Source organism: Parafrankia sp. FMc2, assembly GCF_041008525.1.
Classification (GTDB): domain Bacteria; phylum Actinomycetota; class Actinomycetes; order Frankiales; family Frankiaceae; genus Parafrankia.
In genome coordinates, this window is sequence record NZ_JBFLUG010000125.1 from 1 (window position 1) to 21,572 (window position 21,572).

Below are 21,572 nucleotides of genomic sequence, written 5' to 3' on the forward strand. Positions count from 1 at the left end.
GGCCGGGGGCGGTGCGGCGGGGGCAGCGGAACGCGGTCTGCGATCCTCGGCACCGCCCGAGGTCACCGCCCCCGGCCGGGCGCGGGACGGGGGGGCGTCCCGGAACAGATCGCCCCTGCCCTCGGCCGTGTCGCCTGCCCGGGTACCCCGGGCGCCGGACCCGCCAGCATCCCCGGATCGGTCGCTCGCGTCCCGAGACCTGACACCGGCGTCGCCAGGCCGGGCACCGCCCGTGCCGGCCGCCGCCGTCGCCGCCGTCGCCGTCGTCGCCGTCGTGCCACGATCAACGCCTCCGCCCGAGGCGGTTCCGGCGGGGGTCGCACCGCGCCCGGCCTCCGCGCCGCCAGGCACCCGCGCTGCGGACCGGACCGGCTCGACGAACGGCGCCCGGTGGGGGCTCTGCCCGCGCGCGGGCGACCGTTCCGCAGCGTCAGTCTTCCCGGACCGGGTGTCCGCGCCCGGCACTGCCGGCGAAGGGGCGGCCACCGAAGGTGCGGCCGGGGCCGACCGGGCCGCCGCGGCTGCGGAGCTGGCCGACGCAGGTCGGGCCGACGCAGGTCGGGCCGGGGTGGATGCGGCCGGGGTGGCGGTCGACGGGCCCGCGTCCCGATCCCGCTGGTCTGCCTGCGGACCGGGCCCCGGAAGATCGTCGTCGGGACGCTCCCGCTTCGTCGCTGGCCTGTCGGGCACGAACGGGGTGCCCGCTGCGGTCCGTGCGGGGGCCGCGCCGGTGCGGCGGGCGGCGCCGCCGGTTCGGGCACCGCCGGTTCGGGCACCGCCGGTTCCGCCGCCGGGCTCGGAGTCCGAACCGGCCTCGGTGGGGCGGCGGGAGTCCCCTGCCGGCCGGTCCGGCCGCCCACCCGGCGGACGGCGCGCCGGGCCATGCAGGGGCGACAGATCCGGGACCGGACGGTCGGCGCCGCCGCTGGACGGAGCGGTGCCTTCGGCCGCTTCCGCCGCGCGGGGACGAGGTGCCGGCCGGGCCGGCGCCGGGACGCGTGGCGCCGCGGTGCCGGCCCGGCCTCGATCACCGGGTCGTGCGTCCGTGCCGGACGGGGCATCCGCGGTCTGGTCGTCGCCGGTGGTGTCCACATGCCCTCCCCGAAGTGCCCGATCACCACACTGAGGACCGTGGGCTGCCTGTGGGCCCGCCGCACGGTCCGCGCATCAGGCGGACAACACGGTAAAGGTGTCGGACGGGCACAGGAAGGTCAGCGGGTACCAAATCCCCCCGGCGTGGCGCGCCACGGTAGCTCATAGTGAGGGATGCGGTGCGTTCGCGCACCTGGTGGCGGCCGACCTGCCCTTTTCGCCGAGGAAGATGACAGCTGGACACTTTTTCGGTAGCCCGGTCGGGCTATCGCTCACGCCTCAGCGGAGCACGCCGGCCCGTTACGGCCGCGGGAACGAGGCCGAAGCGATCATCGGGCCTGGGCGGGAGACGCTCACGGACGGCGCCTTGGCCGGTATCGCCGTCACCACCGTCGGGACGATCGTCGCCGGCCCGTTCGGGCGGGACGCCGCCCTGCCATCCGCGAGCGCCGAGCCGCTGACGGCGAGCAGCATGAAGGCGGCGGAGCCGACGAGTGTCCGCCGCATCCGGCCGCGGCCGTTCGAGCGCGCCGCTCGCACCGGCCGGCGGGTGGGCGCGGGCCCGCCGCGCGGTGATCCGCTCTGGGCCGGATATGGATAGGCACCGGCCCGGGAGGAACCCGGGCCCGGCGGACGGCCCGCGGCCGGACCCGGCCGGACCGCCAGCTCCCGCCGTCGGGCAGGAAGAGCGGGACCGGGTGGACGCGTTCGCGCCGCCGCGACCGTGCCACCGCCCCGGTTCGCCCGGGGCGCAGGACGGGACGTCTCTGGGCGGGAAAGCCCAGGGCCGGGCAGCTCCGGGCGGGAGCCGGCCCGCTGGGCCCGCTCAGCGCGCCCAGCCACGAAACCGCTCGCCATCGCCGGGATCCTGAGCGGAGCCGGCGGCGGAGGTATGGGTGGGGCTGCCCGGTACTCCCGGGCACCCAGGTTGAGAAGGTTGGCTGCCAGCCCGCTCGGCAGCGACGGTTCAGCGAGCCGCGCGAGCCGGGACTTGATCAGCCGCTGCTCGGCTACCTCCGCCTGGCAGGCGGGACACCGCGCCACATGAGCGAGTGCCCGGTCGCGATCGTCGTGGCCGAGCTGGCCGTCCACCAGAGGGGTGAGACGCTCGCCCAGGTGGCCGCTCACGCCCGCCGCTCCCGAGGAGCACCGCCCTCGGCTCCGGCAGCACTGCTCACCGGACCGCGCCGGCGTTCACTTCTGCGCGCTCGCCGACCCGGGCGTTCCCCGTCGCCAAAGCCGTCGTCGCTGAACGCCTCGCCGCGGTGCGGGGCGTCGGCCGGCTCGCGCTCCCAGGAACCGGCGGCCTCGGCCGGAACTCCGGCGGAGGCGGGAAGGGGCGGCGCCCCGACGTCGGCCTGGCCGCTCTGCGCCAGCGCGCCCTCGGCGGTCATCGCCGCGCCGCGCGGTGCACGGTCGGCCAGGGCCGCCCGCAGCATCGCCCGGCCGCGGGAGATCCGGCTGCGCACGGTGCCAAGCTTCACCCCGAGAGTCTGGGCGATCTCCTCGTAGGAGAGCTGTTCGATGTCGCACAGCACCACCGCCGCCCGGAAGTCCGGCGGGAGCGCGGCGAGGGCCGCCTCGACGTCGGCATCCAGATGGCTCTCGGCGTACACCGCCTCCGGACTCGCCTCGCGACCGGCGAGGCGCTCGGTGTCCTCCGGCAGCGCATCGAACCTGATCTTCTGCTGGCGACGCATCCGGTCCAGGAAGAGATTCGTGGTGATGCGGTGCAGCCAGCCCTCGAACGTGCCGGGGGTGTAGTCGGCCAACGAACGGAACACGCGTACGAAGACGTCCTGAGTGAGATCCTCGGCGTCGTGGGCGTTACCGGTCAGGCGGTAGGCAAGCCGGTACACCCGGTTGCCGTGCTCCCTGACCACGTCCTCCCAGGACGGGGGCACCCAACTCGTGACTTCTGGGGCGGTGGCCGAGTCCCGGACGGCCGATCCCGCCCCGAGTTCCTCCGCCGCCACGGCCGCCTCTCGATCGGTTCGCGACGAACGTACCCGACGCGCCGGCCAGGGAGCGGCGAATCCCGCTGCGGACACCGAATTTTCTCCCCTCGACCCAGTCGACACGGGCGCACTGACAAGACGAACGTTCCTGTCTTGTCTCCCGTTCCCGTAGGCTGCGGGTGTCATGCCGGACATCGACATCGCGGCACGGGAATCTGCCGTCGCCTACGCAGAGGGCTTCCTCTTGGAGGACCCCGTCCTTCGTGCTGCCCGCGCCCGCGCCGAGGAGGTCGGGATCCTCCCGGTCAGCCCCGGCGCCGGAGCAGTGCTCCGTTTCCTCGCCGCCTCCGTGGGGGCCCGCGCGGTCGTCGAGATCGGCACCGGTACCGGCGTGTCCGGAACCTGGCTGCTGCGCGGGATGCGCCCCGACGGCACGCTGACCACCATCGACGTGGAGGCCGAGCACCTGCGGCTGGCCCGGCGGATCTACGCCGATGCCGGCATGGCGCCCGGCCGCAGCCGACTGATCACCGGGCGGGCCCTCGAGGTCCTGCCGCGGCTGACCGACGGCGCCTACGACCTGGTGTTCTGTGACGCCGATCGGCGGGAGAGCACCGAGTACCTCACCCAGGCACTGCGGTTGCTGCGTCCCGGTGGCGTGGTCGCGTTCGCCGGAGTCCTCGCCGCCGGTCTGACGATGGACCCGACCGCCCGCGGCCAGGAGGTCGTGGCCGTGCGCGAGGTCGCCACCGCCGTCCGGGATGACGCGCGCCTCACCCAGATGCTCCTCACCGCCGGTGACGGGCTTCTGGTGGCCGTCGTCGCCAAGTCCTCCCCCGTCGGCTGATTCGGCCGGCGCGCCCGCGTACCTCGCGCGCTCGATCCGGGCTACCGTTTAGTCTCGTTTTGGCCCGTTCGTGCCGGGGGGCACCTTCGTGTTGACGGAACCGGGGATCACCGCTGTCACCGTCCTGGCGCCACGGCGCCTCGTGGCAGCGACCGGGAGCCGTCGGCGTGGCGGTGGGCACAGGTCGGGCGGCACAGCGTCGAGCCGGGAGATGTCAGGTGCGCGGTCAGGTGGAGCGTCGTCGCTCTGACGACGGCCGCGACCGCTATGACGACCCTGGCGACGCCCGCGAACCCCACTCCTGGGCCGGCTACCGTGGTCGGGCCGACGAGACCAGCTACCGCGAACGGTCCGGCTACCACCGGAACGAGGCGGGTCCGGTCCCCGGCCGGGATGGCCACGACGCCACCGGCGGCTACCGCAGGAACGGGTGGGACGGCCGCAGCGACGGGTGGGACGGCGGCCCCGACGACTCGCCCGACCGGGGGGCCAGCGGCCACGAGCGCCAAGGCGGCTATGCCGGTCGCCGCGGCGATGACCGTGACCGTCACCCCGGCCGGTTCGGTGGCACCGGCTCGCACGCGCCTCCCGAGGGGCGGGGTCACACCGGCGGCCGTCCCACCGGACCCGGCCCCGGCCGTCCGCCGGCCACGGGGCCCGGCCGCCCGGGAGGTCCAGGGCACCCGGGAGGCTCCGGCCGTCCAGGCGGCGCGAGCGGCACGCAGCCATCCGCGGCGGACTACGCCGACCAGCCCACACCGCCACCGAACAGCATCCGCCGGCCGCCCTTCGGTGGCCCGGGTGGCTTTGCCGTGCCATCGGCCGCCTCCGCCCCACCGCCGCCTCCGGAACGGGGTGAGAACTGGCTGGGCTGGGTGGCCTTCCTGGTCGGCATCGCGGTGCTGGCCGGAGCGGCCGGCTATGCGCTGAACCGGGTCACCGCCGGCTCCGCCGGGGCCCCGGCGGCACGCCCGACGCCGACCAGCAGCGCCACCATCGGAGGTCCCGGCACGGGTCCGACCGATCCGGCCGGGGGTGTGCCCGGCCAGGCCACCGGCCCGACCGCGGAGCAGGTGGCGATCATGCTTGCCGGCAACGGCCTGCCGCTGCGTACGACCGTGGTCTACACCGCACAGAACGACCCGGACAGCCTGCTCGGACGTCCAGGCGGCTACAGCAGCCGGATCGCGTTCAGCGACGCCCGGATCAGTGCCAGCGAGATCGCCGGGGCACCGCCGGACGCCGTCGAACGCGGTGGGGCGATCGAGGTCTTCGGGGATCCGGCCGCGGCGCAGGCCCGCGGCTCGCGGCTGAGCGCCCCGGGCGCCGGCGGCGATCTGCCGGCCGAGTACACCTTTGTGCAGGGGCGGGTCGTCCTGCGGCTCTCGATGATCCTTCCGGAGGCGATGGCCTCCGCGTACCGTGCCGCCCTCGCCCAGGTCGGCGGCGGGTCGTAGCGCACGTCCCGTGGAGTCGTGGCAGGCCGCCGGTGGAGTCGTGGCGGCCGCCCGCGGCGGAAGTCCGCCGCCCCACTCCCCGGCGAGAGCGGCGGGGCCGGCAGACCGGCCGGGCCGCGACGTTTGCGGCGGCGGCTCGGAGGGGCAGGCGTACAGCATGAACATCCGCGAGTTCTACGACGCTGATCCCCGCCGGCGGACGTCCGAGGAGATCTCTCTCGGCGACGGGTGGACCACCGAAGGCGACGAGCACTCCACCTACCGCCTGAGCTGGGTGGTCGACACCCGGGAGGTCTACGCGGTGCGGGAGCCCCACCCAGGTGGCATCCTCGCGCGTTATCTCGACCAGCTGCGGGTCGACCAGGCGGACGTCGACGAGCTCCTGGTCGAGATCCTGGCGCGGGCAGACCGCTACGGCATCGAGGCGGCCCTCGCCGGCTGGCCCGCGGTGATGCCGGAGAAGAACAGTCTGCGCTGGGCATGGCAGCAGCTCACCGCGCTGGACCCGGCGAGCACGGCGGACCCCACCGGCCCCGCCAGTCCCGCACGGTCCTGATCCGGCCGGCCCCGGGCCCGCGGGTCTGCACCCGCGGGGCCCCCGGTGGCTCAGGCCTCGGCCGCGCCGGCTCCGGCCAGGTAGGCGAGCAGGGTGCGGACACCCCACCCGGTGCCGCCACGGCTGATCTCGCCGTCGTCGGAGTCCGCGCGGGCGGTGCCGGCGATGTCGAGGTGCGCCCACGGCCGGCCGGCCGTGAACTCCCGCAGGAACAGCGCCGCGGTGATGGAGCCGCCGTTCACGTCCAGCGCCCGGCCGATGTTCGCGAGGTCGGCGACCGGGGAGTCGATCGCCGGGCGGTACTCCTCCGTGAGCGGCAGGCGCCAGACCCGCTCCCCCGCGGTGGCGGAGGCGGCCGCGAGCTCGGCGGCGAGCGTGTCGTCCGAAGCGAAAAGGCCTGCCGTGCGCCGGCCCAGCGCGACCGTGATCGCGCCGGTCAACGTCGCGAGGTCGACCATCTGGTCGGGCTCGAGGGTCGCGGCCGCGTAGGCGAGCCCGTCGGCGAGCACCAGGCGGCCCTCGGCGTCGGTGTTGAGTACCTCCACCGTGGTCCCGCCCCAGCAGGTGATCACGTCACCGGGCCGGACAGCGGACGCGCCGATCATGTTCTCCGCCAGGCAGAGCAGCGCCGTCACCCGGCCGGGAACCGCCAGGTCCCCCAGCGCTGTCATCGCCCCCAGGACGGCGGCCGCACCCGACATGTCGGTCTTCATGCTGGCCATCGAGACCGACGGCTTGAGGGACAGGCCGCCGGAGTCGAACGTGATCCCCTTGCCGACCAGCACCCGGTGGCCGGGAACGGCCCCCGCGGGCGCGGGCGGGCCGTCGTAGGTGAGGCGGACAAGGCATGGCGGACGCGGCGACCCGCCGCCGACCGCGACCAGCCCGCCGAAACCCTCACGGATCAGGTCCTCGTGGGTGAGGACGGTGACCTCCAGGCCAGCCTCGGTGCCAACCCGGCGTGCCAGCTCGGCGAACCAGTGTGGCGTCTTGATCAGACTCGGCATGTTGATGAGGTCACGGGCGAGGCACACCGCGTCCGCGATCGCCCTCGCTCGGCGCACGGCCTCCGCCACGGCCGGTTCCTCGGCCTGCTCGACGCTCAGAACGATGACCCGGTCGGCACGCGAATCCGCCGCGGCGGCGGACCCTGCGGTCCCTGCCGCATCCGGCCCCTCGGCCGCCAGCCCGCCGCCCGCCAGCTCGCCTGCCGCCGCCTCGGTCGGACTGGTCGACCCGCCCGCTGCCCCGGGCACCTCGGCACCGGGCGGAGTCGTCGCGGCGGCCCGGTCCCCGTCGGACGGAGCGCCGGAGACCGCATCCGCCAGCCGGTAGGAACCGAGAGAGAAGCCCTCCGCGAAGGCGTGGGCCCGGTCGGCGTCCAGATCCGCGACGACGAGGGGCCGGCCCTTGGCGCCCGCGCGCCGCGCGAGTGCGGCACCGGCCGCGCGCCAGTCAGCCACCTCGCCGGAACCGACACCGAGCAGCATCAGCCGCCACGGCCGCTCGGTCCGGGACAGGGGAACCACCAGCACCCCGCCGGTATCCGCGCGGAAGCCCTCGTTCTCGATCAGCTGCTCCACATCGACCCCGACACCGGCGCAGGCCCGCTGACCGCGGTCCGACACGACCACGCTGCCGTCGACGGGCGCGGCCACGACGGCGAGGACGGCGCAGTCAGCGACCGCGCCGTCGGTGTCAGCGGTGGGCCCACCGGCGCCACCGGCCGGTCCCGCCGGCCCGCCCGCGGGCGGGCGGAGGAACGGAAGGTCAGCGGAGGTGAGGATGACGAGCGGGGCTCGGTACCTCGACTCCAGCAGATCGGGGCCAGCGACGGCTGCGACGGGGCTCACACCGGGCACCGCGTGCCGCGGATGCCTCGGCGGTGGTTGATGACCACCGAATCTAACCGACCGCGACCTTGAGGGCGTCCCCCAGCGCGCTCGCCTCGTCGGCCGTGAGTTCGACGACGAGCCGGCCGCCCCCTTCGAGCGGGACACGCATGACGATGCCGCGCCCCTCCTTGGTGACCTCGAGCGGACCGTCACCCGTCCGCGGCTTCATGGCCGCCATCGGTGCACCTCTTCCTGCCGTCGGACCTGCGTCTGACGACGATTATCCCGGAGACCCGCCCGCAAACGGAAACACGTCCCAGCGGGGAATCACAACGGTCACGGCAGGGTAGTGATCTCGATGGTCTTCCGGGCACTTCCGGGCTCGGCGCTAGTGGATCTGATGCGTTTCACTACCGTTACCCATCGGCCTCCTTGTCCCGTGACGCGGTGCCGGGCTCGCCGGGCTGGTCCTGGACGGGACGGGGCCCGCACGGCTCGTCCCGGTCAGGCCCGTCGTGGCGGGCATCGCCCCGGGCCACGCCCAGGTCGGCGGAGGTGCCCGGGTCGGAGACCGGGTCACGGCCCCCAGCCGGGCCAGGCTCGGCCGGATCGGGCTCGCCAGCCGGGCCGCGCTCGCCAGCCGGGCCGGGCTCGCCGGCGGGGCGGCAAATCGCACCACGGTCGGCGGACGTGCCGCTGTCCGTCGGGGCGCTGTCGGTGGAGAGCTGGTCCGGAGTGTCATCCCCCGAGTCGGTGGCGGGGTTCTGCACGCCACCGAGGCGTGCGAGCTCCGCGAGGCGCAGGAGCTCGTCGTCCCGGCGCGCGAGCTCCTCGTCCCGCCAGGCCAGTTCGTAGGCGAGGCGGGACAGCACCGCGTCGACCTCGGCCATCCGGTAGCCGCGCACCGCCATCCCGAAGCGGACGGCCTCGATGTCACCGGAGACGACCGTCTGGCCGCCGAGACCGACGTGGGGCCCGTCCGGCACCGCGGGCGCCAACCGGTCGAACCGCCCGACGGCCAGCGCGGCCACGACGAACACGACCGTCGCGATGAGGACGATCTCCACTGCGAGCACCACGTGGTCGATCGTGCCATGGACGGCGTCGCCCGGCCGACCCGACCACCCGGGCGACCCGGGCGCGTCACCCGGGCCGCCCGGGTCGCCCGGCGCGGCGCCGAGGGGCGAGATCAACCACCGCGGGCCGGCCCGGGACAGCTGACGCGACAGCTGACGCGACAGCTGACGTGCCAGCGGGATGCCTCGCCTGGCCGGCAGGATGTCTGGCAGGCTGGGCCGGGTGCCCGTTGATCCTCACCCGACCGCCGACCCCCGCCAGGCCGGACATCCACATCCCATGGGGAACCCTCACCCGACGAGCGGCGAGGCACCGGCCGCCCGGCCACTGCGGCTCGGCGCGCGCGTGTTCGGCCCGTCCGAGCTCGTCGTGATGGCGATCGTGAACCGCACGCCGGACTCGTTCTTCGACCGCGGTGCCACCTATGGCGAGGCCGCGGCTCTCGCCGCCGTCGACGCGGCGGTCGGCGGCGGCGCCGCGATCATTGACATCGGCGGGATCAAGGCGGCCCCGGGCGAGGAGATCGACGCGGCGGAGGAGCTGCGCCGGATCGGCGGATTCGTCTCCGCCGTGCGGGGCCGCCACCCGGAGGTGGTGATCAGCGTCGACACCTGGCGCGCCGAGGTCGGGCGGGTGGTCGCGGGCGAGGGCGCCGACCTGCTCAACGACGCCTGGGGCGGCGTGGATCCGGAACTGGCGGAGGTGGCCGCCGAGTTCGGCACCGGTCTGGTCTGCACCCATGCCGGCCACCTGCCACCGCGGACCCGCCCGCACCGGATCGCCTACGACGACGTCGTCGCCGACATCGCCGCCACAACGGTCGGGCTGGCCGAGCGCGCGGTCTCCCTCGGGGTGCGGCCGGACGGAGTGCTGATCGACCCGGGGCACGACTTCGGCAAGAACAGCCGGCACTCGCTGGAGGCGACCAGGCGGCTGCCGGAGCTGGTGGCGACCGGCTGGCCGGTGCTGATGGCGATGTCCAACAAGGACTTCGTCGGCGAGGTGCTGGACGCCCCGGTGGACGAGCGGCTGGAGGGCACCCTGGCCGCGACCGCCGTGGCGGCCTGGCTCGGCGCCCGTGTCTTCCGCGCGCACCAGGTGACCGAGACCTGGCGCGCGCTGCGGATGGTCGCCGCGCTGCGCGGGGATGTCGGTCTGCGGATCGCGCGCCGCGGCGTCGTCTGACACCGGCGTCTGACACCGCCGTTCGCCGCCCCCGGTGCTACTCCCCTTCGGCGAGCTCCGCCGAGGTCGGCGCCGGCGGGTGACCGGGCCCGTGCCCGGTGGCACGGCTCTCCAGGATGTCGAGGGCCTCGGTGACGCTGGTGGCCCAGACCACGGTGTCCCGGGCGGGCGGACGGACGAAGCCGCGGTCGACCAGGTCCTCGACGAGCATGCGCAGGTGCGCGAACACGCCGTCGTGGTCGAGCACCACGACCGGCTTGGCGTGCATGCCGAGCAGCGCGCCGACCCAGATCTCCAGCAGTTCCTCCAGGGTGCCCAGCCCGCCGGGGAGGGCCAGGAAACCGTCGGCGCGGTCGTCCATCACCGCCTTGCGCTCACGCATCGTGGCCGTGACGATCAGCTCGTCGGAGTCGGTGTCGCCGACCTCCATCGCGATCAGTGCCGCCGGGATGACCCCGATCGTGTGCGCGCCGCCGGCCCGCGCCGCGCGGGCGACAGCGCCCATGCACGACACCGACCCGCCGCCCGACACCAGGCTGTGGCCCCGCCGGGCCAGCTCCGCACCGACCTCGGCGGCGAGCAGGACGAACGAGTGATCGATCAGGTCGGACGACGAGCAGTACACGCAGATGTTCACGACGGGTCCGTCGGCACCGGCCGGCCGGCTCCGGCTCCGCCACCAGCACCGTCGGCGCCGCCGCTGGCTGCCTGCTCGCCGGTCTCCTGCCCGGCGGGCGGTTCGAGCCGCCCGGTGCCGCGCAGGATGACCTGCACCGCCTCGTCGACGTCGTCGGTCAGGGTCACCAGGTCGAGATCGCCGGGCCTGATCCGGGCCGCGTCGAGGACGGTGGTGCGCAGCCAGTCCAGCAGGCCGGCCCAGTAGCTGGTCCCCATCAGCACCACCGGGAAGCGGGTGACCTTGCCGGTCTGCAGCAGGGTCAGCGCCTCGAAGAGCTCGTCGAGGGTGCCGAAACCGCCCGGCATGATCACGAATGCCTCGGCGTACTTCACGAACATCGTCTTGCGGACGAAGAAGTACCGGAAGCTCACGCCGAGATCGACCCAGTCGTTGAGCGCCTGCTCGAACGGCAGCTCGATGCCCAGGCCGACCGACAGGCCGCCGGCGTCCCGCGCGCCCCGGTTGACCGCCTCCATCGCGCCCGGGCCGCCGCCGGTGATCACCGCGTAGCCGGCCTGGGCCAGCGCGGCGCCGAGCCGGCGGCCAAGCTCGTAGTCTGGCTCGTCCCGGCCGACCCGCGCCGACCCGAACACGGTGACCGCCGGTGGCAGGTCCGCGAGCAGGCCGAAACCCTCGACGAACTCGCTCTGGATGCGCAGCACCCGCCACGGGTCGCTGTGGACGAACGACGCCGGGCTGCGGGTGCCGAGCAGGCGCTGGTCGGTGGTCGACGCCTGCACCTGGCCGCGACGGGCCGTCACCGGACCGCGGCGTTGCTCCGGCGGCGGCCCCGTCGAATCAGGGGAGGCAGAGCGGGTCACGCCCCGCACGATACGCAGATATGCCGTGCGCCCCGGGGCTCCCGGGCCCGGAGCCCGGGGTCGAGCCGTGCCACGCCCGGACGGTCACACCGACGTGCCGGTGACCAGATAGGAGCCGAGAACGCGCTCCGCCTCCTCGATCAGGGCCACGTCGACGTACTCGTCCCGGGTGTGGGCGAGGTTCGGGTCGCCGGGGCCGTAGTTGAGCGCCGGGATGCCCAGCGCCGCGAACCGGGCGACGTCCGTCCAGCCGTACTTGGCGACCGGGGTGCGCCCCGTGGCCGCGACGAACGCGGCCGCGGCCGGGGCGGACAGCCCGGGCGGCGCCCCGGCGGCACTGTCGTCGAGGGCCAGTTCGTACCCGTCGAGCACCTCGGCCACATGCGCGAAGGCGCCGGGGACGTCCCGGTCGGGGGCGAACCGGAAGTTGACGGTGACCTGGCACTCGTCCGGGATCACGTTGCCCGCGACCCCGCCCTCGATCCGGACCGCGGACAGCCCCTCTCGGTAGGTGCAGCCGTCCAGGGTCACCGAGCGCGGGCGGTAGGCGGCGAGCCGGGTGAGCAGCTCCCCCATCCCGTGGATCGCGTTGTCACCGAGCCAGGAGCGGGCCGAGTGCGCCCGCCGGCCGCGGGTCGTGACGACGGCACGCAGCGTCCCCTGGCAGCCTGCCTCGATCTCGCCGGCGGTCGGCTCCATGAGCACGGCGAGGTCGGCGTCGAGCCAGTCGCGGTGGCCGGCGGCGAGCCGGCGCAGCCCGTTCCGCTCGGCCGCGACCTCCTCGTTGTCGTAGAAGATCCAGGTCACGTCGTGCCGGGGCGTGACACCGGTAGGGGTACCGGTACCCCTACCGAGCAGTGCCGCCAGCCGCAGCATCACGGCCACACCGGCCTTCATGTCCGACGTCCCGCAGCCGTACAGGCGGGGACCGTCGAAACGCGCCGGCAGGTTGTCGGCGATGGGCACCGTGTCCAGGTGGCCGGCGAGCAGGACCCGGGACGGCAGACCGCGGGTGGTGCGGGCCAGCACCGCATCGCCGTCCCGGCGGACCTCCAGACCGCCCAGCGCTCCCAGTGCCGCCTCGACAGCCGCCGCCAGCACCGCCTCGTCACCACTGACCGACGGGACGTCGACGAGGGCGCGGGTCAGGTCGGTCACCGGGAGGGCCAGGTCGAGCTCCATGCCGCCGACCCTAACGGCCGGCGACACCCGACCGGGTCAGGAGGCGACGCCGTGCTCCCGCAGGATGTCGTTGAGGGCGAGCTTGTCGTGGATCTCGCCCTCCGCCAGGGTGCGCAGGACGAGGATGCAGGGCATGGCGAACTCGCCGGCCGGGAACGAGCGGACCCGGCTGGAACCGACCGCCACCGCGCGCTCGGGGATCTCGCCGCGCGGGTACTCCTCGCCGGTGACGGCGTCGAAGACGTGCGTCGAGGCGGTCAGGATGGCGCCCGCGCCGAGCTTCGCCCCGCGCCGCACCCGGGCGCCCTCGACCACCATGCAGCGGCTGCCGACGAAGGCGTCGTCCTCGACGACCACCGGCACCGCGCTCGGCGGCTCCAGCACGCCACCGAGGCCGACGCCGCCGGACAGGTGCACGTTGCGCCCGACCTGGGCGCAGGAACCGACGGTCGCCCAGGTGTCGACCAGGGTGCCCGCACCGACGTAGCCGCCGATGTTGGTGTAGCTGGGCATCAGCACCGCGCCCGGCTCGATGTGCGCACCCCAGCGGACGATCGCGCCGGGGACGACCCGGACGCCGTCGAACCGGGTCTTGAGCGGCACGCGGTCGTGGAACCGGAAGTCTCCGGCGGCGGACTCGACCATCGGCAGGACCTTGAACGACAGCAGGATCGCGCGCTTCGCGCGTTCGTCGACGACGACCGACCCGTCCGCACCGACCACCGCCACCCGGGCCTCGCCGGCATCGATCGCGTCGACCGCGCCAACGATGATCTTGCGGGACTGGGTGTCCTCCGGGGTCAGCTCGGCCCGGCGTTCCCACAGGTCGTCGATGGCCCGGTCCAGCGGGGAGCCGACCCCGTCGCCGGACGCCCCGGCCACGCCGGCCGGGCTGCTGGACGTTCCTTCACTCACGCTGCTCACGCCTGTAGACCCTACGGTCCGGACCGTGGGCGGCGCGCGCGACCACGGACTTCGACCGACTTCGACCGAACGCCGAAGAGTGTCCGCGGCTCAGGCGACTCAGGCGACTCGGGCGGCGGGCGCGGGCGCGATGGCGGACCGGTGGTCTCGGCCGGCGGTCAGCGGATGTCCGGCTCCGCCCGCCAGCCCCGGGCACCGTCGTGGTCTGCCGGGCCACCGGAACCGTCGGCGTTGCCGGGGCCCGGGGTGCCGGCGGGCACATCCGTCTCGGGAGCCGCGGCGGACCGGTACTGCGGGGCATGGCTCGGGCCCGTGTCGTAGGGCGGCAGCGGCTGCTGCCCGGTGGCGTATGGAGGCAACGGCTGCTGGCCGGTACTGAACGGCGGCAGCGGGTTCTGGCCGGTGCTGTACGGCGGCAGCGGCTGCTGGCCCGTCTCGTACGGCCGCGGGGCGGGCTGGTCCGGCCGGTAGCGGTGGTCGTGGTCGAACGCCCCTGCCGGGCCGGCGGAGCCCGCTACACGGTGGCCGCCGGTGTGTGCGGCATCGCCGGTCCCGTAACGGTCCGGCTGATAGTTCTCCGCCTGCTGGTAGTTCTCCGGCGGGTAGCTCTCCGCCTGCTGGTAGCTCTCCGCCTGCTGGTAGCTCTCCGGCGGGTAGTTCTCCGGTGGGTAGGCGTCCTGATAGCTGTTCTGGTAGGCGTCCTGCCGGGCGTGAGCCGGCTGGGGCTGCTGCGGGTAGCCGCCCGCGGCCGGGCCCTGGGCCCAGCCGTCACCGGCGCCGGCGCCGTACTGGCCGGGACGCCCGCTCTGGGCGTTCTGGCCACCCGCCATCGGGAGCATCGTCATCCGCTCGGGAACGGTGGCGATCTGGGCGTCGGGCGCGGTGAGCGCGACACGCACATGGCGCCGGCCCGACTCCCCGTAGAAACTGCCGGGCGCGACCAGGACACCCACGCTGGACAGTGCGTCGACCGTGACCCAGCAGTCCTCACCGCGGGTCGCCCACAGGTACAGGCCGGCCTCGCTGTGGTCGATGGTGAAGCCGGCGACGGCCAGCGCCGCGGCGAGGACCGCCCGGCGGTTCGCATAGCGGGCGCGCTGGTCGGCGACGTGCATGTCATCGGCGAGCGCGGCGGTGGTGGCGGCCTGCACCGGCGTCGGCATCATCAGGCCGGAGTGCTTGCGGATCTGGAGGAGGCCGTCCACGAGCTCCGGATCACCGGTGACGAAACCGGCGCGGTAGCCCGCGAGGTTCGACCGCTTGGACAGCGAGTGCACGGCGAGCAGGCCCTCGTGGGAGCCGCCGCACACGTCCGGGTGCAGCACCGAGACGGCACGGGCCTCCCAGCCCAGCTCGATATAGCACTCGTCGCTGGCGACGATCACGCCGCGCTCACGGGCCCAGTTGACGACAGCGCGCATCTCCTCGACGGAGAGCACCCGGCCAGTGGGGTTCCCCGGCGAGTTCAGCCAGACCATCGTCACGCCCTCGGCGGGCCCGACGACGGGCTCGCAGCGGGCGAGCAGTGCGCCGACCTCGTAGGTCGGGTAGGCCGGGGTGGGCACCCAGACCCGGTCGCCGGGTTCCAGCCCGAGCTGGGCGGGAAGCTGGGCGACCAGCTCCTTGGTACCCAGCACCGGCAGCACGGCGGACGGCTCGACGACCACCCCGAGACGGCGGGCCAGCCAGCCGGCCGCCGCCTCACGCAGATCCGGCGTCCCCGCGGTCAGCGGGTAGCCGGGAGCGTCCGCGGACCCGGCGAGCGCGTGCCGCACGACCTGCGGCGTCGCGTCGACGGGAGTCCCCACGGACAGGTCGACCAGACCGTACGGGTGGGCCCGCGCCTTCTCCTTGAACGAGACCAGATGGTCCCACGGAAAATCGGGCAGCCGCACCCGAGACCGCCCCGGCGATCGGATCGTCCGGGGCGGTCCAGCCGACTCCCCCGGACCGGTCAGGACTCACCCTGGGGGGCCAGCGCCGAGACGGCGGGCGGGTCAAACTCGAGCGCGCCGACCTTCGACGCGCCACCCGGCGAGCCGAGCTCCTCGAAGAACGTGGCGTTCGTGTCGGTGTAGGTCTTCCACTGCTCGGGGACGTCGTCCTCGTAGTAAATGGCCTCCACCGGGCAGACGGGCTCACACGCACCACAGTCGACGCACTCGTCAGGCTGGATGTAGAGCATCCGTCCGCCTTCGTAGATGCAGTCGACCGGGCACTCCTCGATGCATGCCCTGTCCTTTACATCAACACAGGGCTCCGCGATGACGTAGGTCACCGGACGTTCCTCCTCGAGCTCACGGACGACTGAGTTCCTTAGTATCGACCTGGACAGTTCGGTGTCGACAACAAGGGCGTGCACTGGTCGTGTATGTCGTCCACATCACTCCAGCAGACATCGGCTCACGGGTCGTGATCCGGCGTCGTATTCCCGGGCCGCTCCCCCTGAGTGATGTTCTGGGCACGCTTGAGTCCTGGTCCGAAGGCGAGCTTCGCCTCCGTCGCTCCGACGGTACGACAGTGAGCGTGCCCGAGGAATCCCTAGTGGCGGCGCGTGTCGTCCCCCCGACACCCCGCCGGGCCACCGGGCGATCCCCCGGCCAGGCACCCGGTTCATATCAGGCCGGATCAGGCCGCCGCGAGGAGATCGCGGAACGCGACAACCAGGTCACAAAAGGGGACGTCCCGTCCGATGACCCGAAGGACGGGACGGACCGCGGCGCCCCGCGCGGGGATACTGAAGGACAATGACGGTCAGCAGGAGGGCTACCAGGACGCGAGCGGCTGGTCCGCGTGCTGGCCGAGGCGGGGTGACGGGTCCGGGCGCACATCCGTGGGCCCGGGGCTGGTCGGTCCCGGATCGACGCAGACGCCGGTCGACTCGGACGGGCTGATCCGAACGTGGAGGTCCAGCGGTGAGCGCCCACAGCAGGCGGATGTTCGCCACGGTCGTCCGGCGCGAGCAGGTCGATCTCGCTCTCGCGTGTCATCTGATCGCCGCCGAGGCCGGTCCCGAGACGAACCCGGTCGAGACGACCCGGGCGCTCGACGCGTTGGCCGCGGAGACGGCCCCGCTGCTCGCGGCACGCGGCGCGGCCACCCGGGGCAGCGGCCGCGGGCAGCCCGCGCCGGAGGCCGCCGCCGAGCCGGCCGCCGACGGCCGGGGCCTCCTCGCCGGCCTGGACCTACGGGTCGCCGCGGAGACGCTGGGCGAGTCACTCGGTGACCACTCCGGCTTCGCCGGTCACGACAGCGACTACGACGACCTCCGGGCCTCCCTGCTGCCCGAGGTGCTCCGCCGCCGCCGCGGCCTGCCGATCCTGCTGTCCGTGGTCTGGGTCGAGGTCGCGCGCCGGCTCGGCATCCCCGCCTACGCGGTCGGGCTGCCCGGGCATGTGATCGTCGCGGTGGGCACGCCCGGCGAGAACATTCTGGTCGACCCCTACTCCGGTGGCCGGATCATGTCCGTCCACGACGCGGCGGCCCGGGTGCGCGCCGGCGGCACCCCGTTCACCCGTGCGCATCTCGCCCCGATGTCCCCGGAGGACCTGCTGGCCCGCATCCTGGGCAACATCCGGGTGCTCGCGGCGCGCACAGACGTCCCGCGGACCCGCCTGTGGGCGGTCGAGCTGTCCCTGCTGCTGCCGCACCACCCGGCGGCGCTGCGGCGGGAACGCGGGGAACTGCGCGTCCGGCTGGGCGACTTCCTCGGCGGTGCCCGGGATCTGACCAACTTCGCCGATGCCGTCGCGACCGTCGAGCCCGCGGCATCGGCGGCGGCCCGGCAGGCGGCCGGCTCCGCGCGGGCCAAGCTCAACTGACCAGCGCCCGCCCGGCTCAGCTCCCGTTGCCCGCGCGCGGGCCGGTCGACAGGTAGGCGCCCTCGTAGAAGACCAGCGGCGCCGCGTCCGGGCGGGGCCGGGCCAGGCCCATCACCTCGCCGACGACAAGGGTGTGGTCACCGGCCGGATGGGTTGCGACAGTGCCGCATTCCAGGAGTGCCAGCGCGCCGTCCAGCAGCGCGACACCGGTGCGCGGCCCGAGCGAATGCGCCCAGCCGCGGAGCTGCCGGTCACCCGGATCCGGCGCGCCGCCCCGCCGGGCGAAGTCGCGGGACGCCTGGCTCATGTCGTCCGCGAGGACGGAGACACCCCACACCCCGGCCGCCAGCAGCGGATCATGGAATCGGGCGTCCTGCCGGACACTGACGAGGACCAGCAACGGCTCGAGTGACACCGAGACGAACGAGTTCGCGGTCATGGCCAGATGACGTCCGTCGACGACGGTGGTCAGGACGGTGACACCGGTGGCGAACCGCCCGACGACCTTGCGGAAGGCATCTGGATCCGGCCGCTCCAGGACTCTGGGCGCATCCGCGGGACGGGATCGCGCGCGATCCGAGTCCACGGGGACGGGCTCGGGCAGGGGCTGGCGCGCTGGGCTTGCCACGGCGGCCACGCTACCGCCGCGGCAGGGGCCGCACCGGGCCCCGCTTCCCCATCAGTGACCATCGACACTGCCACCGCACGCCCGCCGGTGGCGGCAGAACCAGCGCGACGGCCCGGCCGACCACGCTCGATGCCCGACGGCGGCGCGCGCCGCCGATCAACCCCCGCCGGCCCGCGGCGCAGGCCGTGACGGCACCCTCGGGGGCGCTGCCATCGGCGGCAGGGCCGTCAGGCCGCGCCGGGCCTTCCCGACCACGGCGACGACCACCGGCGTCAGCACGCCGATCCCGAGGAAGAGGTAGCCCGTCGCCGACGCCTTGAGCAGAAGATCGCCCTCGGTCCGCGACGACGCCAGCGCGAGGACGATCGGCAGCCAGCCGACCAGGATGATCATCGCCCCGAGCCGGGTGCCGGTCAGCCAGCGGACCAGCAGCGCCGCACCGGCATTACCGATCAGCGCCATCAGCAGGCCGATCGAGATCAGGAAACCTCCCGGCCGCGGCCCGGCCGCCACCAGGACCACCCCGTACAACCCGAGCACGAACCCGGCGAGGACGCCGAAGGCATAGGACCCACTGAGGAAGACCCGTCCCGGCGCGTGCGGACCGGGAGTGACCGAGGCGACCGTCGCAGCCGGCGGGCTGGGCGGAGCGGACGGAACAGGCAGGGCGGGCGGGGCGGATGCGACGGGCTCGGTGCCGTGAGCGGCCCCCCTCTTGCCGGGGGCGGAGCCGCTTCTGCCCGTGGCGGCTCCGCCCCCGGTACGGGCAGGCCTGCCGCGGGCAGCCTTGCCGGGGCCTGAGCTCGGGCCTGGGCCGCGGGTCGGACGGGGCATTCTCCGACAGTAGGCCATGGACCGTGCGGTTCGAGCGCCGGCGGCGACCGGGTGATCGACCCGCGCCCCATCCTCAGCGGACGGCGAGCTCCACCGGCACGGCGACGACGTCCACGAGTGCCCCGCGCCGCCAGACCGTCATCTCCACCGGTTGCCCGATGGTGTCCTCGGAGAGCAGCCGCTGCAGATCACCCGGCCCGGCCACCGGCGTCCCGGCCACCGAGAGGACGAGATCGTCCGCGAACAGGCCGGCCCGCCCCGCCGGGCTCCCCCGCACCACCTCCGCAAGACGCAGGCCGTACCGCTGCCCCGTCCTGCCGGCGAGGCCGGAAGGCAGCGGGACCCGCGCGCTGGCGACCCCGAGGTAGGCACGGCGGACCCGCCCGTCCCGGATCAGCGCGGCGAGGATGCGCCGGGTGGTGCTGTTCACCGGCACCGCAAGGCCCAGCCCGATGCCGGCGACGGCTGTGTTGACGCCGACGACCCGGCCGTCGCCGGTGACGAGTGCACCGCCGGAGTTCCCCGGGTTCAGTGCGGCATCGGTCTGGATCACCTCGTCGACGACACGCACCGCGGAACCGGAACGGGTCGGCAGTGATCGGTTCAGTGCGCTGACGACGCCGGCGGTGACACTCCCGGTCAGCCCCAGCGGGTTACCGACGGCCACGACCAGCTGGCCGACCCGCAGGGTGGCCGCGTCGCCGAGCTGGGCCGGCGCCGGTGTGGACCCCCGGGCCCGCAGGACGGCGAGGTCCGACAGCGGATCGGCGCCGACGAGGTCGACGGCCCGCTCGGTCCCGTCGACGAACTCCGCGGTGCCGACGGACGTCCCGGCGTGGTTTCCCTCGACGACGTGGGCGGAGGTGAGAAGGAAGCCGTCCTCGGTGAACAGGACGGCGGAGCCGGCACCGGGGCCGCGCGGGGTGCGGACCCGCAGACTGGCCACACTCGGAGTCACCTGTTCGGCCACCCGGGTGACGATCCGCGAGTAGGCGTCCAACGCGGCGTTGTCGGCGGCGGCGTGGTCAGCGGCGGCAGCGTTGTCGGCGGCAGCGTTGTCGGCGGCGGCGCCGGCGCCGGCGCCGGCGGACTCACCCGGGCCACCGGGCTGGCGCGACTCCGCAGGACGGCCGGGTTCGGCCGGGTCGTCCCCGGAGCGGGGCACTCCCCGGTTACGGAACATCGGTGCCGCCCTCGGGGAGGACGGTCACGCCCGGGGTTTCGAGGGACGCGAGCCACCCCTTCGGGCTCGGGCGGGCACTGCCATGGCGAGCCATCCGAACCTCCTCGTACTGATTACAGCGTTGCATCTGTAATCAACGACTGCATCTGAGGAGGACATACCGCCCAGGCGTCCGCCCTCGGCGGAAACACCACCTACGTGGACGGTCCAGCTACGTGGACGGTCCAGCGGGCGACCCGGTGAGCGGCGGCGCGGCGGCGCGGCGGCGCGGCGGCAGCGTGGCGCGGCGGTGCTCCGCCACGGCTGACGGGTCAGCGCAGCCGACACGGCCGGCGGCTCAGCGCAGCCGGCGAATCAGCGCGGCAGCGGCAGACCGGCGAAGAGATCGTCCTCGCGTGCGCCCGGTTCGGCGCCGGACTCACCACGGGTGAGAACGAAGTGTTCCGCGGCCCAGATGCGCTGACCGACGCCGTCGGCGAGCGCGAAGAAGAAGCCGTCGACGGCCATCTGCGTGCGGTGGGCGCGCATCGCCGCCAGCTTCGCCGGCAGGAACTCCTCCGCACTGATCAGCGTGGTGATCCGGTCGTCCGGTACGGCGAGCGGGACGTCGTCCGCCGACTCGGCCTCGAACGGGTTGTTCTCCGGCGAGTACTCCCGGAAGTAGTCGATGCTCGCCTGCACGATCGACTTCGGCATCGCGGTCTCGTAGAGCTTGGTGATCTGCCAGGGCGGTCCGGCCTCGGGCGCGAATCCGGGGTCTGCAGCATCCGTGAAGGCACGGACGGACACATCGTGAGCCCGGATGTGGTCCGGATGCCCGTAGGCGCCGTTCGCGTCGTAGGTGACGAGAACCTGCGGCCGGACCTCCCGGACGACGCGGACCAGGGCCTCCGACGCCTCATCCATGCTCGCCTGCCACAGACAGCGCGGATCCTTGTTGGCCTCGGTGCCCATCATGCCGCTGTCGCGCCAGCGGCCGGGACCGCCGAGGAAACGCTGGTCGGTGATCCCGAGCTCGGCGCAGGCCCGTGCCAGCTCGCCGATGCGGTAGCCGCCGAGCTGGTCACCCCGGTCCGCCCGCAGGTTGATCAGGTCGGGGACGAGCACCTCACCGACCTCGCCCAGCGTGCAGGTGACAAGCGTCACGTGCGTGTCGTCCCGGGCCGCGTTGGACGCGATGGTCACCCCGGTCGAGATGACCTCGTCATCCGGATGGGCGTGGACGAACAGCACCCGGCGGGGCGGCTGGGACGGCACCGTTTCGACGGTTTGTGTCACGGCACGACCCTACGTGGGCCACCCGCGCCGCACCCACCCGCGCCACCGTGCGAGGCGGCCCGGGTGGGTGCGGGGGTGGAGTGGGCTACTAGTGCAGCTCCGCGTAAGTCTTGCTGGGGTTGTCGTCAGGCGGCTTTGAGGGGTTCGCCGGTGTAGGTCCAGCGGTAGGGCTTGGCGGTCCGGTCGTGGACCTCGATGAAGTGGAGGATCTTCTC

General features: G+C 74.2%; 21 protein-coding genes. 6 read left to right on the top strand and 15 right to left on the bottom strand.

What is annotated here, in order from left to right; all coding sequences use genetic code 11:
• Positions 1-1,392: 1,392 nt before the first annotated feature.
• Both AB1460_RS28590 and sigE read right to left on the bottom strand, forming a co-directional pair.
• Positions 1,393-2,220, bottom strand: a complete 828-nt coding sequence (locus AB1460_RS28590; RefSeq protein ID WP_368965191.1) for a zf-HC2 domain-containing protein — start codon at positions 2,218-2,220, stop codon at positions 1,393-1,395.
• Complete coding sequence (sigE, locus tag AB1460_RS28595; protein WP_368965192.1) at positions 2,217-3,068, bottom strand: RNA polymerase sigma factor SigE; 852 nt, start codon at positions 3,066-3,068, stop codon at positions 2,217-2,219. The genes AB1460_RS28590 and sigE overlap by 4 nt, the downstream gene beginning before the upstream one ends.
• A 166-nt stretch (positions 3,069-3,234) precedes the next feature.
• On the opposite strand from sigE, the gene AB1460_RS28600 reads away from it, so the two are divergent.
• The 3 genes from AB1460_RS28600 (at position 3,235) to AB1460_RS28610 (ending at position 5,910) form a co-directional block, all read left to right on the top strand.
• Positions 3,235-3,897, top strand: coding sequence for an O-methyltransferase (locus tag AB1460_RS28600; protein WP_368965193.1), 663 nt, complete (start codon positions 3,235-3,237; stop codon positions 3,895-3,897).
• 230 nt (positions 3,898-4,127) lie between these two features.
• Positions 4,128-5,354 carry a hypothetical protein gene (locus AB1460_RS28605; RefSeq protein ID WP_368965194.1) on the top strand — a complete coding sequence of 409 codons (1,227 nt, stop codon included), beginning with the start codon at positions 4,128-4,130 and terminating at the stop codon, positions 5,352-5,354.
• 157 nt (positions 5,355-5,511) lie between these two features.
• Positions 5,512-5,910: a hypothetical protein gene (locus AB1460_RS28610; protein WP_368965195.1), complete on the top strand. Its 399-nt coding sequence runs from the start codon at positions 5,512-5,514 to the stop codon at positions 5,908-5,910.
• A 50-nt stretch (positions 5,911-5,960) separates the two neighbouring features.
• Here the strand turns inward: AB1460_RS28610 and AB1460_RS28615 are convergent, their stop codons facing one another.
• From AB1460_RS28615 to AB1460_RS28625, 3 genes are all read right to left on the bottom strand, one after another.
• Entirely contained in the window at positions 5,961-7,763 is a 1,803-nt protein-coding gene (locus tag AB1460_RS28615; protein ID WP_368965196.1) for a leucyl aminopeptidase family protein, read from the bottom strand.
• 52 nt (positions 7,764-7,815) lie between these two features.
• A complete protein-coding gene (locus AB1460_RS28620; protein WP_018634565.1) occupies positions 7,816-7,983 on the bottom strand; it encodes a DUF3117 domain-containing protein in 168 nt (55 codons plus the stop codon).
• Between the two features lie 178 nt (positions 7,984-8,161).
• Entirely contained in the window at positions 8,162-8,824 is a 663-nt protein-coding gene (locus tag AB1460_RS28625; RefSeq protein WP_368965197.1) for a DivIVA domain-containing protein, read from the bottom strand.
• Positions 8,825-9,101: 277 nt separating this feature from the next.
• On the opposite strand from AB1460_RS28625, the gene folP reads away from it, so the two are divergent.
• Entirely contained in the window at positions 9,102-10,007 is a 906-nt protein-coding gene (folP, locus tag AB1460_RS28630) for a dihydropteroate synthase (RefSeq protein ID WP_368965198.1), read from the top strand.
• A 37-nt stretch (positions 10,008-10,044) separates the two neighbouring features.
• On the opposite strand, the gene AB1460_RS28635 is transcribed toward folP, so the two are convergent.
• The 6 genes from AB1460_RS28635 to fdxA form a co-directional block, all read right to left on the bottom strand.
• Complete coding sequence (locus AB1460_RS28635; protein WP_368965199.1) at positions 10,045-10,644, bottom strand: TIGR00730 family Rossman fold protein; 600 nt, start codon at positions 10,642-10,644, stop codon at positions 10,045-10,047.
• Complete coding sequence (locus AB1460_RS28640; protein ID WP_420497399.1) at positions 10,641-11,447, bottom strand: TIGR00730 family Rossman fold protein; 807 nt, start codon at positions 11,445-11,447, stop codon at positions 10,641-10,643. Before AB1460_RS28640 ends, AB1460_RS28635 begins: the two co-directional genes overlap by 4 nt.
• A gap of 144 nt (positions 11,448-11,591) precedes the next feature.
• Positions 11,592-12,689, bottom strand: coding sequence for a succinyl-diaminopimelate desuccinylase (dapE, locus tag AB1460_RS28645; RefSeq protein ID WP_368965201.1), 1,098 nt, complete (start codon positions 12,687-12,689; stop codon positions 11,592-11,594).
• 36 nt (positions 12,690-12,725) lie between these two features.
• A complete protein-coding gene (locus AB1460_RS28650; protein ID WP_368965208.1) occupies positions 12,726-13,571 on the bottom strand; it encodes a 2,3,4,5-tetrahydropyridine-2,6-dicarboxylate N-succinyltransferase in 846 nt (281 codons plus the stop codon).
• A 200-nt stretch (positions 13,572-13,771) separates the two neighbouring features.
• Positions 13,772-15,508: a succinyldiaminopimelate transaminase gene (dapC, locus tag AB1460_RS28655; RefSeq protein ID WP_368965202.1), complete on the bottom strand. Its 1,737-nt coding sequence runs from the start codon at positions 15,506-15,508 to the stop codon at positions 13,772-13,774.
• A 59-nt stretch (positions 15,509-15,567) separates the two neighbouring features.
• Positions 15,568-15,891: a ferredoxin gene (gene fdxA, locus AB1460_RS28660; RefSeq protein ID WP_071089536.1), complete on the bottom strand. Its 324-nt coding sequence runs from the start codon at positions 15,889-15,891 to the stop codon at positions 15,568-15,570.
• 89 nt (positions 15,892-15,980) lie between these two features.
• On the opposite strand from fdxA, the gene AB1460_RS38425 reads away from it, so the two are divergent.
• Together AB1460_RS38425 and AB1460_RS28665 are read left to right on the top strand one after the other, a co-directional pair.
• Entirely contained in the window at positions 15,981-16,364 is a 384-nt protein-coding gene (locus AB1460_RS38425) for a hypothetical protein (RefSeq protein ID WP_420497400.1), read from the top strand.
• A 164-nt stretch (positions 16,365-16,528) separates the two neighbouring features.
• On the top strand, positions 16,529-17,434 hold the full coding sequence (locus AB1460_RS28665) for a tetratricopeptide repeat protein (protein ID WP_368965203.1): 906 nt from the start codon (positions 16,529-16,531) through the stop codon (positions 17,432-17,434).
• A gap of 16 nt (positions 17,435-17,450) precedes the next feature.
• Here AB1460_RS28665 and AB1460_RS28670 read toward each other — a convergent pair whose 3' ends face one another.
• From AB1460_RS28670 to mshB, 4 genes are all read right to left on the bottom strand, one after another.
• A complete protein-coding gene (locus tag AB1460_RS28670; RefSeq protein ID WP_368965204.1) occupies positions 17,451-18,062 on the bottom strand; it encodes a flavin reductase family protein in 612 nt (203 codons plus the stop codon).
• Between the two features lie 156 nt (positions 18,063-18,218).
• On the bottom strand, positions 18,219-18,896 hold the full coding sequence (locus tag AB1460_RS28675) for a DUF6113 family protein (protein WP_368965205.1): 678 nt from the start codon (positions 18,894-18,896) through the stop codon (positions 18,219-18,221).
• 73 nt (positions 18,897-18,969) lie between these two features.
• Entirely contained in the window at positions 18,970-20,079 is a 1,110-nt protein-coding gene (locus AB1460_RS28680) for a S1C family serine protease (RefSeq protein WP_368965206.1), read from the bottom strand.
• A gap of 354 nt (positions 20,080-20,433) precedes the next feature.
• Positions 20,434-21,357 carry an N-acetyl-1-D-myo-inositol-2-amino-2-deoxy-alpha-D-glucopyranoside deacetylase gene (gene mshB / locus AB1460_RS28685; protein ID WP_368965207.1) on the bottom strand — a complete coding sequence of 308 codons (924 nt, stop codon included), beginning with the start codon at positions 21,355-21,357 and terminating at the stop codon, positions 20,434-20,436.
• Positions 21,358-21,572 lie beyond the last annotated feature (215 nt).